The organism is Mycoplasma sp. 2575, from assembly GCF_053851635.1.
Genome location: NZ_JBSQBB010000008.1, coordinates 22,635 through 41,359, shown reverse-complemented (window position 1 = coordinate 41,359; position 18,725 = coordinate 22,635). Strand labels below are relative to the sequence as shown.

15 protein-coding genes, 2 tRNA genes and 2 pseudogenes are annotated in these 18,725 nt (G+C 27.6%); 10 read left to right on the top strand and 9 right to left on the bottom strand.

The features are described 5' to 3' along the window. From ACWXVU_RS02135 to ACWXVU_RS02115, 5 genes are all read left to right on the top strand, one after another. Positions 1–1,068: hypothetical protein (locus tag ACWXVU_RS02135; protein ID WP_456012096.1), on the top strand; the 1,068-nt coding region annotated here is incomplete at its 5' end. A 57-nt stretch (positions 1,069–1,125) separates the two neighbouring features. Next, entirely contained in the window at positions 1,126–3,396 is a 2,271-nt protein-coding gene (locus ACWXVU_RS02130; protein WP_456012094.1) for a hypothetical protein, read from the top strand. 71 nt (positions 3,397–3,467) lie between these two features. Continuing rightward, positions 3,468–5,006, top strand: a complete 1,539-nt coding sequence (locus ACWXVU_RS02125; RefSeq protein WP_456012093.1) for a hypothetical protein — start codon at positions 3,468–3,470, stop codon at positions 5,004–5,006. Between the two features lie 91 nt (positions 5,007–5,097). Next, positions 5,098–6,885 (top strand): hypothetical protein, encoded by a 1,788-nt coding sequence (locus ACWXVU_RS02120; protein WP_456012092.1) that lies wholly within the window; start codon positions 5,098–5,100, stop codon positions 6,883–6,885. 155 nt (positions 6,886–7,040) lie between these two features. After that, positions 7,041–7,116 (top strand) — tRNA-His (locus tag ACWXVU_RS02115). 4 nt (positions 7,117–7,120) lie between these two features. Here ACWXVU_RS02115 and ACWXVU_RS02110 read toward each other — a convergent pair. Further along, a complete protein-coding gene (locus ACWXVU_RS02110) occupies positions 7,121–7,699 on the bottom strand; it encodes a thymidine kinase (protein ID WP_456012091.1) in 579 nt (192 codons plus the stop codon). Positions 7,700–7,809: 110 nt separating this feature from the next. Between ACWXVU_RS02110 and ychF the strand changes: the two genes are divergently transcribed. The 4 genes from ychF to ACWXVU_RS02090 all read left to right on the top strand — a co-directional run bounded on the left by ychF (position 7,810) and on the right by ACWXVU_RS02090 (position 11,500). Continuing rightward, positions 7,810–8,913 carry a redox-regulated ATPase YchF gene (ychF, locus tag ACWXVU_RS02105; protein ID WP_444705057.1) on the top strand — a complete coding sequence of 368 codons (1,104 nt, stop codon included), beginning with the start codon at positions 7,810–7,812 and terminating at the stop codon, positions 8,911–8,913. Positions 8,914–9,224: 311 nt separating this feature from the next. Beyond that, positions 9,225–10,154 (top strand): putative cysteine peptidase, encoded by a 930-nt coding sequence (locus ACWXVU_RS02100; RefSeq protein WP_456012090.1) that lies wholly within the window; start codon positions 9,225–9,227, stop codon positions 10,152–10,154. 60 nt (positions 10,155–10,214) lie between these two features. Further along, complete coding sequence (locus ACWXVU_RS02095) at positions 10,215–10,676, top strand: hypothetical protein (RefSeq protein ID WP_456012089.1); 462 nt, start codon at positions 10,215–10,217, stop codon at positions 10,674–10,676. Beyond that, on the top strand, positions 10,676–11,500 hold the full coding sequence (locus ACWXVU_RS02090) for a hypothetical protein (protein WP_456012088.1): 825 nt from the start codon (positions 10,676–10,678) through the stop codon (positions 11,498–11,500). Before ACWXVU_RS02095 ends, ACWXVU_RS02090 begins: the two co-directional genes overlap by 1 nt. Positions 11,501–11,685: 185 nt before the next feature. Here ACWXVU_RS02090 and ACWXVU_RS02085 read toward each other — a convergent pair whose 3' ends face one another. The 8 genes and pseudogenes from ACWXVU_RS02085 to ACWXVU_RS02050 all read right to left on the bottom strand — a co-directional run bounded on the left by ACWXVU_RS02085 (position 11,686) and on the right by ACWXVU_RS02050 (position 18,182). Beyond that, positions 11,686–11,853, bottom strand: a complete 168-nt coding sequence (locus ACWXVU_RS02085; RefSeq protein WP_455966086.1) for a hypothetical protein — start codon at positions 11,851–11,853, stop codon at positions 11,686–11,688. A 26-nt stretch (positions 11,854–11,879) separates the two neighbouring features. Further along, positions 11,880–12,602, bottom strand: a pseudogene (locus ACWXVU_RS02080) (IS256 family transposase); the annotation flags it as partial. After that, a pseudogene (locus tag ACWXVU_RS02075) lies at positions 12,596–12,730 on the bottom strand (transposase); the annotation flags it as partial. The pseudogenes ACWXVU_RS02080 and ACWXVU_RS02075, both read right to left, overlap by 7 nt. A 284-nt stretch (positions 12,731–13,014) precedes the next feature. Continuing rightward, positions 13,015–14,082 carry an alanine/ornithine racemase family PLP-dependent enzyme gene (locus ACWXVU_RS02070; RefSeq protein ID WP_456012086.1) on the bottom strand — a complete coding sequence of 356 codons (1,068 nt, stop codon included), beginning with the start codon at positions 14,080–14,082 and terminating at the stop codon, positions 13,015–13,017. Between the two features lie 386 nt (positions 14,083–14,468). Continuing rightward, positions 14,469–14,542, bottom strand: a tRNA-Trp gene (locus tag ACWXVU_RS02065). Between the two features lie 21 nt (positions 14,543–14,563). Then, positions 14,564–15,709, bottom strand: a complete 1,146-nt coding sequence (metK, locus tag ACWXVU_RS02060; protein ID WP_456012085.1) for a methionine adenosyltransferase — start codon at positions 15,707–15,709, stop codon at positions 14,564–14,566. Between the two features lie 224 nt (positions 15,710–15,933). Beyond that, positions 15,934–16,914: an aspartate--ammonia ligase gene (gene asnA / locus ACWXVU_RS02055; protein WP_456012083.1), complete on the bottom strand. Its 981-nt coding sequence runs from the start codon at positions 16,912–16,914 to the stop codon at positions 15,934–15,936. Between the two features lie 71 nt (positions 16,915–16,985). Next, positions 16,986–18,182, bottom strand: coding sequence for a phosphoglycerate kinase (locus ACWXVU_RS02050; RefSeq protein ID WP_438340731.1), 1,197 nt, complete (start codon positions 18,180–18,182; stop codon positions 16,986–16,988). 127 nt (positions 18,183–18,309) lie between these two features. Between ACWXVU_RS02050 and ACWXVU_RS02045 the strand changes: the two genes are divergently transcribed. After that, positions 18,310–18,708, top strand: a complete 399-nt coding sequence (locus ACWXVU_RS02045) for a hypothetical protein (protein ID WP_438340732.1) — start codon at positions 18,310–18,312, stop codon at positions 18,706–18,708. Positions 18,709–18,725: the final 17 nt, after the last annotated feature.

The following is an 18,725-nucleotide window of genomic DNA, read 5'->3' as shown; positions in this document are numbered from 1 at the left end:
AAAACTAAATTAGGTAGTGGAAAACATACAAAAAAAGAGTATGATGAAGCAACTAAGGAATTAGAAGAGTTAATTGCTAACGCTTATGATGAAATACTAGAAATCGGAGCTAGATTAAAATTAATAGAAAAATTGCATGAAAAAGTTGCAGAAGCAGAAAGAATTGCTACTGAGCTCGATAGTAACAATGAATATAAAAATATTAAAGACGATTTAGAAAAGGTGGTTAAAGAAAAGAAAGATTCAGTAAATGTGAATAATACTAGAGAAGAAATTGGTAATGCAATTGGTGAGGTAGATAAAGCCATCAAAATAGCTAAGTCAGAAAAGAAAAAAATTGATAAGAAATTAAATACTGAAAAAGAAAAAAAGGATGCTGAAGCAGAATTTATGGCCTTGGAAGGAATGGTTGAAGATTTTTTAAAAACATTAACAAAACCTAGTCAAATGAGCATTAAAACTAATTTAGAAAATGAATTAAATAAGCAAAAACAAATAGTTAATGGCGAATCATCACCTAATAAAATCAAAAAAGCAACGGAAAAACTTACAAAATTATTTGAACAAGCTAAGTTGGAAGCAAACAAGGCCGAAGAACCTGATGATGGATTAACACAAAAACAAAAAGATATAGTTAATAAGTTAAATAATAAAACATTATTAAAGGCAGATAAAATTACAGAAGAAGTTAAAAACCATATTTTAGAAGTACTTAAAGACAATAGTAAAGTATCTGGTGAAAATTTTCATTATTATTTCGGATATATTGAATTTAAGAAAAATAATAGTTTTGAGTTCTCATCGAAAAAGCCTAATAAAAAGAATAAAAACAAAATAAAACATAAGAATCTTGGTATTGGATTTTTTGATGAGGAATTTATTAAACTTGTCCATGAAAAGGAAATAATTTTTCCAACTAATAAAACAAGTAAAAATCCTCGAAAGGCGTTAGCTCTTGAATTAAAAAGTGATGGAAAAATAGTATTGCCATTTAAGTTTAAAGATCATACCAATGTATATGAAATTGAATTATTTACAAGCAATGAGAAACTTAGTGACTATAAATAAGTTCAATGAGTTTTAAATATATAATTAGTAATTATTTTTATAAATAAGGAGTACGTAATGAAGTCTAGTAAATTATTAATTGCATTATGCGGAGCCAATGTTGGAGCTATTGTCGCAGCCGCGGGAATATCAATCTATACTGTACAACAATCTATGCCTAGAAATGTTTTAATTCAAAAGATTGATCAATATGAAAAAGAATTAAAAAATAATATTTCTTTTAACGAAAACCAGAAGACAAAAATTAAGCAGGCAATAGAAGCTGCCAAGGCTTTTCTTTCTGGCACTTCTTCACAAAACTTAAATTTTGAAAATGCCATTGCGCAATTAGTTAATTCTGTTGAAGAAATTAAACAAAATCCAAATACTGAAGAAATGGGTATTGACAAGTTAAAGAGGTTTGCAAAAAAATCGTATAATAACAAGTTACAAGAAGCTAAACAATTACAAATATTATTATCATCTCCAAGGTATGAAGCCATTAAATCTAGACTTGATTTATTTATCTATGAGTCAACAAAAAATATAAATGATGGCAGTTTAAAAAGCGACTATGACGAAGCAAAACAAAAACTAGAAGTAGCGATAAAAGAAGCTATACAAGCTAAACAAGAAATTGATACTCTCGAAAATATTAAAAATGATTTTAATGACAAAGTTAAAGAAGCAAAAGAACTATCAAACAAGCTTTTAGCTAATAAGTATTATGATGTTAAATCAAAATTAGATCTATCCATCAAAGAAATAACTAATAATTTAAATAACAAAAGTAAAAAACATGATTATGATGAAGCCAAAATTAAATTACAAATAGCAATAGATGAAGCTTCGAAATTAAAAGAGCAAATTGATTTGGAAGAAAAGAATTTATTGGAAGCTAAAAATAAATATGAAGAAAAAATTAGTGAAGGAGATAAATTATCAAAAGAACTTGATGGTGATTTATACAAAGATATTAAACAAAAATTTGATGAATCATTTAAGAAATTAAAAGATCAAGTTACAAACAAGAGTACTAAACAACAATATGATAGTGCTACAAAGTTAATAACTGAATTAATAGAAAAAACTAAGAATGATAAAAAAACAATTGATGATAAAATACAACACCAATTAGAAGAACAACAACAGATTTTTTATAATAAATTATCCAATGATTTTCTTGATATATATGATGTTGAATTAGCTGGTGACAAATATAAAGATATAAAAGATAAATTACAGGAAGAAGTTCAAGCGATTGTTAATAGTGTTAGTGATAGCAGTACCATTGATGATTTTAAAGAAGCAATAAAAAAACTAGAAGAAGCTTTTGACAATGCAAGAAAAGCAAAAATGGAACTTGATAAGCAAACCACACCAAAGGTTGATGCTAAAAAAGATTATGAAGAAAAATTAAAGGAGGCTGAGGAATTATCGAGTTCTCTTAAGGAAGCTAAATACGAAAATGTCAAGAAAAAATTAGATGATTCATTAAACCAAATTAAAACAAAGATTAATGATAAAACTACTGATGAAGAATATAAAAGTGCAACCAAGGAATTAGAAACTGCTATCGAATCTGCTAATAATGAAAAAAAGGAAATAGATAAAAAAGAAATTTTAAAACAAAAAATTGATGAAGCAAAAGCTGAATTTAAAAAACTTGAAACTGAAATTACTGAATTTATTCAAAAATCATTAACAAAGCCTGAGCAACAAGATCTTAAGAGCAAGTTAGAAACTGAATTAAATAAACAAAAGCAAAATATAGAAAAAAGTAATTTAACTGCTAAAAAGATTAATGCTGAGACTAAAAAACTTAAAAATTTCTTTGAACAAATAAAAAGAGATTCACAAAAGATTGATGAAAAAGTTGAAAATCTAACATCTGCTCAAAAAGTAATAGTAGATAAAATTAATGATAAAAGTATATTAAATCAATCTTCATTAACGGAGACAATAAAGAAAGATATTATAGATATATATAAAGGCAAAAGTAAAATCGTTGATGAGAAGGTTAGAAACTTTTTTGGTTATATTAAATTAAAAAAAGATATATTAGAACTTTCTGAAAAATCAAGTTCAAAGAAAAATAAAATAAAGAAACTTGGAAAAGACTTATTTGCCAAAGAATTTATGGATATGATAAAGTCAAAAGATGTTGTTTATGCCGGTGTGTCAAAAAGCAAAAATGGCCGGAAAGCATTATGCCTTGAATTAAAAGAAGACGGAACTGTTGTATTGCCCTTTAAATTTAACGGGCATGAAAAAATTTATGAAATAGTGTTATTCAAAAGTGAAGAATTAAAGAATATGCTTAAAACAAATCCTAGCATTGTAGAATAATAACAGTTAAAATGATTTAATAAATTTGATTAGTAAAATTTATTTTTAAATTTAGGGAGATTATAAAAAAAATGAAAAAGTCAAGTAAATTATGAATCACGTTAGGTTCTATTACAGGCGCAGTAGTTTTACTTGCTACCGGTTTATCGGTTGGTTTAGTTATGAAAGCAAAACCAAAAAAAGAATTAGCACAACAAATTCAAGCTTTTGAATTAGAATTAGAATCTAATAGTAAACTTAACGAATCGCAAAAAACCGAGATTAAAAAGGTAATTGATGATGCTAAGAAAGTGTTAAATTCTGACAAATCATCAAATATTAATTTTAGAGAAGCATTATCAAAGCTTGTTAGTCAGGTTAGTGAGATTAGGAAAAAAAGCTTTGATTCAAAACCTGATTTATTATCAAACGAAGCTAAAAAAATATATGAATCTAAATTAAATGAAGCTAACGAATTACTAACTATGCTTTCAAAAGATGAATATAAAGAAATAAAAACAAAATTGGAATCATCTATTAATTTAGCAAAAAAAGGAATTAGCGATAAAAGTACAAAAGAACAGTATGAAAATGCTACTAAATCATTGATAAGTGCTATCGAAACTGCTAATAGTGAAAAACAATCAATAGATGTTCATAATTTAAATAATTCTAATAAAAATTTAGAAAATGCTAAAGAAGAATATAACGAAGTTATTTCTAAAGCTAATGAACTAATTAAAACATTAGAAGCAAAACCTGAATACGCAACTATTAAGAAGACATTAGAAGAAAAAGTTAATAAAAATAAAAAAACGATAACTGAATCAAGTTCTAAGGATGAATTTCTTGCTGCCACAAATGAAATTAATGACGCAATTAATCAAGCTAAGGCAGAAAAGAAAAAAATTGATAATAAATCAAAAACTGATGATACTAAAAAAGCAGCAAAAGACGATTTCTATAAATTAGAAAATGAAATTAAAGAGTTTATTAAGACATTAAAAAAGCCTGAACAAGATGGTCTTAAAAATAAATTAGAGGCCGAGTTAAATAAACAAAAAAGTATTGTAGATCAGGAAAATACAACTTCTCGCAAAGTTAAAGATATTACTAAAAGCCTTAAAAAATTCTTTGAACAAATCAAAAGAGACGCACAAAAAGCAGATACTACAGAAGAAACTTTAACAGCTGAGCAAAAGGCATTAGTTGAAAAAATAAAAAATAAAACAATTTTAAATAATAGCACCATTAGTGAGGATGTTAAAAAAGCTATTATTGAAATATACAAATCTCCTAAAAGTCATGATAAAAATGAACACGTGAGATACTTCTTTGGCTATTTAAGCTACAAGAGGCCAACAAAAGGACAAGAACCAACCTTGCAATTTTCTGAAAATTCAAAAGGAAAAAAGAAAGATCTTGGAAATTTATTTGCTAAAGAATTTATGGATTTAATAAATAGAAAAGATGTCTTATATGCCGGTTCAAATAGCAGAAGAAAAGCATTATGCCTTGAATTAAAGGAGGATGGCAAAGTTGTTCTACCTTTTAAGTTTAAAGGCAGCGATAAGATATATGAAATAGAACTATTTACTAGCGATGAATTAAAGAAAATGGCAAATAACTAATTTAGTTATGTTATAAATTAGGTAAAACCTGTACAATAAATGAATTGCACTAATAATAATTTTTGCGCTAAAAATGTGGGAGAAAATTAAAATGAAAAAATCGAGTAAATTGCTAATTTCGTTAGGTTCTATTAGCGGTACAGCTGTCGTGCTTGCAACCGGTTTATCAGTAGGGATCGTGTTACATGCTAAACCTAAAAAAGAGCTATCTCAGCAAATCGAAACCTTTGAGCAAGAATTAAAATCTAATAAGAAACTTAATGATTCACAAAAGTTAGAAATTAAAAAAGCTATCGATAACGCTAAAAAGGTGCTAAATTCTGATAAGTCAACAAATTCCAATTTTAAGGATGCATTATTAAAGTTAGTTAGTCAAGTTAGTGAAATTAAGAAAAATACTATAGATGTAAAAAATAATAATTCATTAGAAGCTGTTAAATCCTTATATAACACTAAATTGGATGAAGCAAATAAGTTATTATCCTCGTTGCTAGATGATAAGTATAAGGAAGCTAAAATTAAACTTGAATCATCTATTAATACTGCTAAAAAAGAAATTTCTGACAAGTCTAGTGTTGAGCAATTCAAGCAAGCAGCAAATAAAATAGCCAATGCTATTGATACTGCTAAAGAATCCAAACAAATGATAGGTGAACAACACGGTAGTGATAATACAAATAATGTTTTAGAAAAAACAAAACAAGAATATAAAAAGCAAAAAGATATCATCGATGATCAATTAACATATTTGAGTGGTCCTAAGTATGCGGAAATAAAGTCCATGCTGGAAAAGGATGTTAATGAAATAGTTAAAAATATTAATGATAATAGTACTGCTGAACAATTTGAAGCAGCAACTAAAAAATTAAAAGATGCATCAGAAAAAGCAAAAAAAATGGCCGAACCAATCGATGATGAAATCGAGGCAAGAGTTGAATTTGATAATAATCTTAATGCCGCTAAAAAAATAAGCAAGGAATTGGAGTCAGATTCTAGATATAAAGCAATAAAGGATGAATTGGATAAAGTCATTCAAGAAAATGAAAATGCTATTAATGATAAAAGTACTAAGGAGCAAATTGATTCTATTTCATCAGTATTAATTGAAGCTACACTTAAAGCCAAAAATGCAAAAAGGGATATTGATGATGCACAACAAGAAAAAGATTCTAAGCTACAAGCACTAGCTTCATTCAATAAAATAGCTAAAGAAGTGGAAGATTATTCAAAAATTCTTACTAACCAAAAACATGATGATATTAAAAAGCAATTAGACGATGAATTAAAAAAACAACAGGAAGTTGTTAAACAAGATAGTTCAGATTTTGAAAAAATAGAAGATGCTACCAAAAAATTGTCTAATTTACTTGAGCAAGCAAAAAACAACTTAAATAAAAATACAGATGCCAAGAAAAAACAACCAGATGCAAATGTCAAGGAAAATCTAACTGAGGAACAACAAAAAATAGTTGATAAAATAAATAATAAGTCAATTGTATCAACTAGTTCAATTACTGAAGATGTTAAAAATGCAATTATTACTATATCAAAAGGAAATAGTAGGTTATCAAATGAAAGAGAACATCATTACTTTGGCTATGTTACTTTTGATAAAAAAAATAATTTTATGTTCTCTGAAAAGAGACCTAACAAGAAAAACAAAGCAAAAAACCTTGGATCAGGAATTTTCTCAAAGGAATTTGTTGATCTTTGACATAAAAAAGAAATACTTTTTGCAAATAATTCTAATAAGAAAAATAGTAGAAAAGCACTTTGCTTAGAAAAGAAAGCAGATGGTAAAATTGTTCTTCCATTTAAGTTTAAAGGTCACTCTACTATTTATGAAATTGAACTTTTTCAATTAGATACAAAAGCTTAATTTATCAAAAAAACACGCAAAATAAATGTGTGTTTTTTGATTGCAACTACTAAAAACTCAAACTTATAAAATTTGCTTTACATTGTAGATAATAAACCTAAAATTTGTAAAAAAACGTTTATTTATGTTAAAATAATAAAGCAATTTAGAAAATGGCGTTCGTGGCGAAGTGGTTAACGCTCCGGGTTGTGGCTCCGGCATACGAGGGTTCGATCCCCTTCGAACGCCCCATTTTTTATTTTATTTTTTGAACATTTTCACCTAATAAATGACACTTACGACATCTGGCTTCATATTCATTGTAATTACCCAATAAATTTAAGCTCTTATTTTTTATTTTTCTATATGAAGTAGTTGCAACATTTTGACATATTACGCAAATAGCATGCAATTTAGTAATTGTTTCAGCAATAGCCATTAAATTAGGCATCGGTCCAAAAGGTTGACGTCGATAATCTTGGTCAAGTCCAGCAATTATTATTAAATATCCCTTGTTTGCCAAAACATCGGCCACTGAAATTAAATTATTTCCAAAAAAATGAGCCTCATCAATTAAAATTGCATCATATTTAGCTTTGTCAAGCAATTCATAAATATCTTCAATTTGTTTAATTGAAAAAGTTCTTTCTTTTAATCCACAGCGACTTACTATTTCGCTATTAGAAAAACGATTGTCATATTCAGGCTTAATTACTAAACTATTAAATTTAGCATATGATAATGTTCTTAATCTTCTTAGTAGTTCCTCGGTTTTCCCACTAAACATGGGACCTGTGATAATCTCAATCATACCTTTTGAGAATCTTTTATACATAATAAACCTACCTTAAATTCTGTGAGTTATTTATTGTTATAATAATAAATTATTTTCTTATATTACATTAAAATTATTAGTATAAATTTTTTTCTTTATCGGAGGTTTTTATGTCATTAAAAGCAGGGATTGTGGGATTACCAAACGTTGGAAAAAGCACACTTTTTTCAGCCTTAACATTAAATGAAGCAGAGTCAGCTAATTACGCATTTACTACTATTGAACCTAATATTGCAATAGTTAATTTAGAAGATTCAAGATTATATAGTTTAGCATCTCTTGTTAATGCTAGAAAAATTGTTCCAGCAACATTTCAATTTGTTGATATTGCCGGACTTGTCGAAGGGGCCTCGAAGGGTGAGGGATTAGGTAATAAGTTTTTATCTAACATCCGTGAAGTGGATGCAATAGTACACGTAATTAGATGTTTTGAAAATGATGATATAGTTCATGTGAGAAATCATATTGATCCATTGGCCGACCTAAAAATAATTAATTTAGAACTAATTTTAGCAGATTTGCAGATGGTTGAAAATGTTCTAGGACGTATTGGCAAAAAGGCAATTAACTCAAATGATAAGGAATTAAAAAAAGAATATGAACTTTTGGTTAGAATTAAAGATTATTTATCTGATGAAAAAATGCTAAAGGATATTGACTTTTCATCTGAGGAATTGGCAATTATTAAAAATTATCAATTTCTTACAATTAAGCCTACTATTTATGTTGCTAATCTTGATGCAAATTCATACAAAAACCTATCAGAAGCAAAACATTTTTTAAGATTAAAACAAGAATTAGAAAAAAATAATGAATATATAATTCCAATTTGTATAAAAATTGAATATGAAGTATCTAGCTTTTTAAATGAAGAAAAAACAATGTTTTTAAATGAATATAATATCGATAAATCCGGACTTGCCGAACTTATATCTAAGAGTTTTTATTTATTAGATCAAGCTACCTATTTCACTGTTGGAGAAGTTGAAACAAGAGCTTGAGTGTTTAAAAAAGGAATGAATGCGGCTGAATGTGCCGGAATTATTCATACTGATTTTGAAAAGAAATTCGTTAAAGCTGAGGTTATTAAGTGTGATGACTATATTGCTTGTGGTGGTGAAAAACAAGCGAAAGAAGCAGGTAAAATGATGCTAGAAGGCCGAAATTATCTAATGAAGGATGGAGATGTTTGTTATTTTAAGATAGCTAAATAAAATTACAAAAGAAATTTTTATAATGTATTTGTTTATTAATGTCAGGGATAATATATTAATTTTTATTTAATGTTTTAATTTTTAAAATATTAAATTGTAAGAATGAAGTATTTTATTAATGAGTATTTTATAAAAAATAAAGGTTAATAATAGAACCAATAGGCCTAAAACTAGTTAGGGTTTTGGGTCTATTTTTTGATATTAAATATGTATTTTTTTGTAAAAAACGCCTCATTTATTGTTAAAAAAATTTAAAGTTTTAAAATTAAGTTAAGGGGGATATATGAAAAAGATAAGTTTTTTTATCAGGAATGCCGCTAGTGGTTAGTCCAATATTGGTTATCTCTTATACTAAAAATAGTAACAATACAGATGAAGCATTAGAAATAAAATATAAGGAAAAAGTTGGTGCTTATTGTTTGTGTGATTTTATAAGACTAACAGGGCGACAAGATACCAAAATTAAATTTATATCAGGTAATTTTTTGAATATTGATAAATATAACTATATAGTCGGCTATGAAAATGGTGGTTATTCAATCTTTGATCATGGCAGAGAAAAAATAGTAGAAGTTAATCCTTATTATATTTTTACGCCAGAAATGATGCTAATGTTTCCTAATAAGGATACAATAATATTAAGAAATAGCGAAACATCATTTGATTATACAAATATTCGCGATAGGGATAAACCATTTCCTGGTGACGTTCATAGGCCTATTAAGAAAACCAAAAATGTGACCGATGATTGAAAAGATCAATCTAAAAAAATTGAAAAAAATTTTAAAAATGTTAATTTTAGCAATTTTAATATTTGGAATTTAAACACCGTAAAAAATTCTAGTTTAACAGATTTCAAGAAAAATGGTATAAGAAATGAATACAACGGTTTTTTATATGCTGATGATGAAATTAGGTATTCATGATTTTTTAAATCAAACAACAATAAGGTTTTTGGAATTAATGATGCTAAATATTACACAAACGAAGAAGACTGAGACGGAATATGCGGCTATATTGCCATAAATCAGATGATACTTTACAATAATTATTTTTTAAATCCTAGATATTTAGGATTTCAAAAAGAAGAAAAATATATAGATAAAACAAAACCCTTTGATGCAGGAATAATATATGATTATGACACAATGCCATGGGAAATTATAAATGGTGATTTTGTTTATGATTATGAGTATGAAAAAAACTCACCAGCTCAGAACATATTTTTCCAATTTAACTAATAATGAAAAAGTTAAATATTTAAAAGAAAATTATTTTCTCCAAAATTAAATGATGTTTATATGGAAGATCTTTTAGAAAAATTTAAATTCAAGAAGGGTACAACATACTGAAATAGGAAAGAAATTATTAAAAATCTATTAAACAAAAAATATGTTGATTATACATTTAGTTATTGATATAACAGAAGCAATAATATTGTAAATTTTATTAAGGATAAAAAAATACCAGCATTTCTAGTTTCGGATACAAGAGAATTTAAGAATGGTGGATATGAATTGAATGGCGAATCTTCGCATATTTATGTAGCTTATGGAGTTTATGAAGATGGAAGAGCACTAGTTAATTTTAATTGATATGACAAATGAAATCAAGTTATTATTGATACAAACAACATTAAATGGCTTGAATATTTAGAAAATAAAGATCAAGGTGAACTAGGAAAATATTTTTGGGATGGTGCTAATTTTGTTACTGGAAGTGAAATTACAGAAAGATTAAAGGATTGCGAGTTAATAAAATAATGAAAAAGAAAACAAAAATTGCATTAATAGGCGCGCTGGTGCCAACTGTTGTGATTGGTGCTCCATTGCTTGGCTTTAGCATATATTCGGTGATAACGCATTTAGATCGTCTTAATATGCCAATCGGACCATCAATGCCTCATAGAAATTATTTAGAAGATGTAACTCTTTATAAGGATGCCTTTAAGGGCGATAACATTTTAATTAAAAATCCTTTTAAAAAATATGAATTTAAAACCTCTAATAAAATAGAGGAAGTTAAAAAATATATAAATAGCATTAAGAAAGAGGGTTTTTATGTTATCCCATTGAAAATTAAACTTATAAATACATCAAAAGATAATAAAGGAGATTTTATAGAAGAATTTGAAGAAAAAATATCAAATTTAAAGGATATAGTGCTATTTTATCTTCCTAAAAAAATGATTACTCAATTTCTACCCTATGGGTTTGAATTTGAGCAATGATATGCTACACCATTTCAGGATTTAGAAGATTTTAAAATTTTTAAAACAAGCTCAGAAGACACTTATAAAGACGTAACAAATTGAAAAAAAACAATTCATTCACCTTATCCTAGTTTTTTACAAACAAGATCTTTTATTTCAGCTATTAATAAACATAAGGTTAAATATAATGATAAGGAATTGGACATTGCAGATATTATAATAATCGGAATAGATAACGATAAAAAAGATGCAACTTTAAAAATTTTTATAAATAGATACATACCTAGTGATTATTCAAAAATAAAGGAATATGAAGAATTGGAAGCAAAGGATGGTAGCGAAAAAGAGATAAATATTTATAATTTGCATTATTAATAGGTAGTGTAGTAAATTTTGTGTAAATTTATCTCCTGCTTACTTTTTGAGTAAGAGATTTGAGAATAGCTTACATAAATCTAAATTTATTATGTAAAAATAACCAAATAACATAACAAAATCGGAGAATTTAATCTCCTAAATGTTATTTTGGTTATTTTAAATTATTATTATTATTATTATTATTATTCGAAAATTATTTGCAATTGGTTATAAACAACCCCTCAGTTAGGAGCGGATTTACCTCGTTTTTCAACTTGATTTTGAATTGCAAAATAAATTATTTTTATTAAAGAGTCATCAGTAGGAAATGAAGTTTTATTTTTAGAAATTTTTCTAATATTTCTATTTAAATTTTCAATAACATTTGTTGTATAAATTAGTTTTCTAATTTCCGCTGGAAAATTAAAAAAGTAACTAATTCATCGAAATTATTTCTTCAACTTTTGACTGCATAATGATATTTAGAATCTCATTTTTGTTCAAAAATTTCAAGAAACCTTGAAGCCTCATCCAGGTTGCTGGATTTATAAATATTTTTCATATCTTGGGTAAATTCTTTTAAATCTTTATAGTTAACATGTTTTGTCGAATTTCTTATTTGATGAACTATGCACTTTTGAATTTGTGTTTTAGAATAAACAGCTTTGATTGCTTCGTTAATTTCCGCTAAATTATCACTCGCCATGAGATATATCTCATGAACGCCCCCCCTTAATTTAAGGTTATTTAGTACTTGAATTCAATATTTTGCACTTTCAGATTCCCCAATTTCGAACCCAAAACATCCTTATATCCTTCCAAAGAGTATCTCATAACTATGTAAACTGACTTTTTAACAAGTTTATTTTCTTCTGCAACTTTAACCTTATTCCATCAATAAAAACCATGGCATAAGTTTTTCTAAAGGTCTATTTCTTCACTCAGTTATGTGTGGAATTATCTTATCAGTTACTCTGTTAACGAAAGCAGCATCAACTTCAACTCCGCACATTTCCTTAAGAGTTTGAGAGATATCTCTCGTTGAAATTCCTTTTGAATAAAGACCGATAATTTGGCTTTCAATTTTAGAAATATCATACTGGTATTTTGGAACTATTGTTGGTTCAAATTCAGAGTTTTATCCCTCGGAATTTGAAGTTCAATTTCACCCAAATTGGATCTTACATTTTTAGAATAACTACCATTTCGATAGTTATCTTTTATCGTTTTTTCATGCTCATATCTATCGCAACCAAGGTTTTTTCATCTCTTCTTCTGGTATTATTTGAATAAGATCCTTGGTATTTTGCTTAATAATTTTGCAAATCTTTTCCTAAGTTGCTAATTTATATTTATCATATAATTCTTTTGCACTTAGCATTTTAATTTCTTTTTTAGCATATTAAAAAAATTTCCTATATAAATATTTTGAGTTTAAATATTTGCTATTAGGAGATTTTTACACAAAATTATCTACAGTTCCAAAAAATCTCTTTTTCAATAAGTTTGGTTATTTTTTTACAAAAATTAAACTATTTTTCAAATTCTTTAATTACATATGAAGAATTGAATAGATATAATAAACTTCCTCAGTCAAGACCAAAAGTAACGATGTCACCGGCTTTATATTCAATATTTGAATCTTGAGCGTTGATAATCATATGATCTGAAGATCCACCTAAAATTTTTAGTTTTTCATCATATGGGATCATAGCATCAAACATTGTATCCAATTTACCGATTGCCAAAATAATTCTTTTTATATTACCAATGTCTTCAAAATAAGGAACATGTCCAAACGCATCAATTCCGCAAGCACCAATTGGCATTGAGCTTTTATAATCAACTTCAACAACTTCAACTTCGCATCTAAATGCATCACGATACATTCCATCAATTGTTTGACGATACATATCTTCAGTACCAAAAATCATTGCAAAACCCATTCTTAAAACATTGATTTCTTCTGGCATACGATTTTCTCACACCATATGTAAACTCAATGAGTTTCCGCCTGACATATGAGTTAATTTGATATTAAGTTCACTCTCAATTTGATGTTGGATTTCAACGAATTGTTTCATTGTTTCATCAGATGGTATTCTAGCACCATAACACCCAAAATTGCATCCTAAACCAATTAATTTAACACCTTTCATTTCATTGATTAATTTAGCTGATTTTAAAGCATCTTCTGGCAAAACGCCTTCTCTTCTATCACCTAAGTCCACCATTAAAACAATTTCATGCGGCTTTTTATTGTTTTTTAAACAATAATCACTAATTTTTTTAATAACATCTAAATCGCCATTTAATGATGAATCACATAATTCAATCATTTTTGGTATTTCAGAAATCATTGGTATTCTTAAAAGCTGTTTGTGACCTGGTATATCTTTATATATTTCAAAATTATCTAGCCGTGAATCTCCAAAGTTTTTTATGCCGGCCTCAGCATATAATTCCGCCATTCTTCTATTTCCGCAAAAACCTTTAGTTACTGCTAAAACCTCAATATTTTTAACCTTACAAATTTCGATTGCTCTTTTAACGTTAGTTTTGAATTTAGTTTCATTAATAATAATTTTTGGGTATCCCATTTTTATTCCTTTATTTTAATTTAATTCCTATATTATTTGCTATTTTTAATAATTATAAATTCTTTTTTGCCATTTCTTAATAAGGCATATTTTTGTTCGTAATTTGTAAATTCTCAATCATTTTGCAACATCCTATAGTTTAAAATCATTATAGGAGGTAATGTGAAATATAAAAAATAGAAATCTAGAATTTAACAGATTTTGAGAAAAAAAGATATTTATACCGATATAACTAATTAAAAAATTAAAAATAAACCTAATCGCCATAAAACGCGAAGTTAGCCGTTTTACATTTCCTATTAAATCTATTAATAAGAAATGCTTTACTTTTTTAAAAAAACAAGATACATTTGTAATGCATCTTGTTTTATAACAATTTTATGATATGGCAGGGGATGCAGGAATCGAACCCGCACAAATGGGTTTGGAGTCCATTGTTCTACCATTAAACTAATCCCCTAGACACATATAAAATTATAATTTATCTTTTTATATTTTTAAAGAAATCTTTTATTTCATTTATTTTGTCAATTTTTTCTCAACTTAAATTAAGGTCATTTCTACCAAAATGACCAAAAGTTGCGGTTGGTAGAAAAATTGGATTTAATAAATTTAGTGTGTTTATAATTCCTTCAACACTTAAATCAAATAATTTATAAACGGCATTAATTATTTCCTGTTCTGTATATTTAGAAGTACTAAAAGTCTCAATATAAATTGATTGTGGTCTAGGCAATCCTATGGCATAAGATAATTGGATTTCCATTTTTTTTGCAATGCCAGCAGCAACAAAATTTTTGGTTATATATCTTGCCATATATGCTGCAGAACGGTCTATTTTGGTTGCATCCTTGCCTGAAAACGCCCCACCACCATGTCTTGCAAAACCACCATAAGTGTCGACAATTATTTTTCTACCAGTCAAACCAGTATCTCCGGTTGGTCCCCCTATTACAAATCTACCGGTGGGATTTATTAATAATTCATAATCTAAATTGAAATTATGTTCTTTTAAAACATAGTCAACGATATTTGTTTTTATAAAGGTTTTAAATTTATCATAATTAAAATTTTCCTCATGTTGAATTGACATTAAAACTTTTTTAATAGTATATGTATTTTTTTTATCATCATATTCAACTGTGACTTGGCTTTTCATATCTGACTTTGCATATGGAAATTTTTTATGTTTTCTTAAATTTTCGGCACGCTTTACTAATTCATGAGCTAGCACAATAGGCCATGGCATATAATACTCATTTTCGCAAGTGGCATAACCAAACAAAATCCCTTGATCGCCAGCACCTAATTCTTTATTGTTGTCCTTGTTTACTCCCTGAGCAATATCAGGACTTTGTTCAGTAATTGCGTTAATTATTTTAAAATCGTTTTCCTTATAGCCTAAATTTTTAAGTATTTTTCATGCTTCCTTAATAGTATCAATATAACCTTTTGTTGAAATTTGGCCACCAATATATATGAGGTCATCATTTGCTATAACGTCACATGCTACTCTTGAATATTTATCTTGCTTTAATAAAGCATCGACAATCGCATCTGAAATTTGGTCACAAATTTTATCCGGATGTCCCGCACCCACAGATTCGCTTGTTAATAATCTCTTCATTGTATTTCTCCTTTAAATTTCTATAGCTATAATTAAAAACATAAAAAAACAACTCTATTTTATAGGTTGTTTTTTGACTAAATAAACTTACAAATGATACATGTTAGATTTTTTGTAAAAATCTCTGACTATCCACCTTATTCTATATGAACAGGTTGGCATGTTTCATCGCCGTCAAGCTAACAACTCTTTATGTATTTTAATTATGGTAAAAGTATATCATTTTATAAGAGAATTATGCCATTTTCATTGATCGTTTTTTTAGTCTCGTCATTTCAAATGCTAACTTGAACTTCACCAATATGTCTTTTTTCTAATAAAAACATTGCAATTCTTGATTGCCCTAGTCCTCCACCGATAGTTAAAGGCAATTTGTTTTCTAAAATAGCCTTATGATATGGACTTATTTTTGCTATTTCATAATCACTTAGTTGATATTGTTTTCTTAGTGAATCACCATCCACTCTAATTCCCATACTGCTTAGTTCCAAAGCGATATCGTTGATTGGATCATAAACAATTAAATCACCATTAAGCATCCAATCATCATAGTCCTTAGCTCTTTTTGAATGTGGCTTATTATCATTTAATAGATAACCAATTTGGTAAATAAAAATAGCTTTGTGTTCTTTTACTATCTCGTATTCTCTCTCCTCAGGCGAAATATTTGGGTAGAGATTATATAGTTCATTTGAACTAATAAAGAAAATTTTTTCTGGAAGTTTTGTTGCGAAAATTTGATAAATTTTATTAATGGTTTTTTCTGTTTCTTTAAGGCATTTATATATTTTTTTAACAACCTTTTTAAGAAAATTAATATTACGATCCTTTTTATTTATAACTAATTCTCAATCTCATTGGTCGACATAAAAAGAATGGGTTTTATCAATATTTTCTTGTTGTCTTATTGCGTTCATATCAGTATAGATACCTTCATAAACGTTAAAATTATATCTTGCTAAGGCATCTCTTTTTCATTTTGCTAGTGAGTGAACAATTTCGATATCTTCATTAATATTTTTAGGTCTAAATATAACTGGTTTTTCTCCTGAGAGACCATCATTTAAGCCACTACTACTTCTTAGAAACATAGGTGCTGATACTCTTGTAAGATTTAAGGCTTTTCTTAATTTATGTGAAAAAACGTCTTTTAGTTTTTCAATCGCAAACTGAGTTTCTTTTAATGTTAAACATGTTTTTTTCATAAAAGAATTTTAACAAATTAAACAAAAAAGTCCATTGAAAAATGAACTCTCTTTTAATTTATATTAAACTATTACTCTTTATCTTGAATTGCTTCAAAACCGGGCATTTTATTACCTTGAATGAATTCGATAGAAGCTCCGCCACCAGTTGAAATAAAACTGAATTTTGATTGGTATCCTAGTTTGTTAATAGCAGTTACTGAATCACCGCCACCGACAACAGAGTAAGCTCTTTCATTATTTGCAATAGCTATAGCAATACCTTTTGTTCCATTTTCAAAGTTTTTGAATTCAGTTACTCCTGCAGGTCCGTTTCAAAATATTGTTTTTGCGGAAGCGATAATTTCGTTAAATAGCTCAACTGATTGTGGGCCAATATCTAATCCCATATATCCATCAGGAATGTTGATATTATCTTTTGTTGTAAATAAAGGAGTTTTATCAGCGAATTCATCAGTGTAAGCATTGTCAATTGGTAAAACAATTTTGTCCTTATATTCAATTAAATATTGTTTTGCCATTTCTACTTTGTCATCTTCACAAATTGATGTTCCCACTTTGTGACCCAACGCTTTTTGGAAGGTATATGCCATTCCACCAACAACTAGAACTTTATCAGCAACATTGAATAATTTTTCAAGTACCTTGATTTTGTCACTAACTTTTGCTCCTCCAATAATAGCAACATATGGTCTTTCGAATCCATCTAATATTTTAGATAAGTGTAAAACTTCATTGTTCATTAATAAACCAAGTGCTGATTCCTTGATGAATTTTGCAATACCTGCCGTTGAAGCATGAGCACGATGTGAAGCACCAAAGGCATCATTAACATAAACATCTCCTAGGCTAGCTCAATATTTTGCTAATTCTTCATTGTTTCCCGACTCAGCCTTATCATTTAAATCCTCAAAACGAGTGTTTTCTAAGAAAATAATTTCTCCTGGTTTTAGGTTTGAAGCTGCCTTTTTAACTTCTTCACCTCTAGTTTCAGGAATAAAGTCCACTTTTTTGCCTAGAATTTCAGAAAACTTTTCTACAACAACCTTTAACGATTTATTTAATTTGTCTTCAGGAGCTTTTATTCTTCCTAAATGTGAAAGCATAATTAGTGATGCGCCATGGTCTAAAATGTACTTGATTGTTGGCAATGCTGCATCGATTCTTTTTGTGTCCATAACCATTCCGTTAGAAACAGGGACATTAAAATCAACTCTTAGAATTACTTTTTTTCCTTTAAGTTCAATATCCTTGATTGTTTTTTTCATTTTATCTCCTATATTTTTTAGTAATTTAATATAAAATTTTTATTAATATATGTGTAATTATAATAAAATAATCTTAATTAATAATCAAACATATTAAAATGATGATTTATTGATTGTTAGGAGAAAGATGGCTCAAAAACAAAAAGATACAAGAACCCTGAATTATGATCCTGAGAGCGATAATATCTCAAGAATCATTACTGAATTTCAGTCATATAAGAAGAATGCTAAATTTTTTAAGGATTATTCTGAGATGGAAATTTTTAATTATTTTCAAAAGATGAGATTTATGAATATTATGGATGAAAGAAATAAGGAAATAATTAAGCAAGCCCAGAATAGACAAACACAATTGCAAATGAAGTATCAAACATATATTGAGTTCGATAGATGATCTGATTCTCCACAGGCAACACAAGCAAAACCAATTAGTAAACTAAGAAGAATTTTGGCAATTATTTTTGTAATAATTATTCAAATCATTGTCTTGATAATAATTATTAAATTAGCAAATGGTAATTCATAAAATTAGATGAGGTTTTT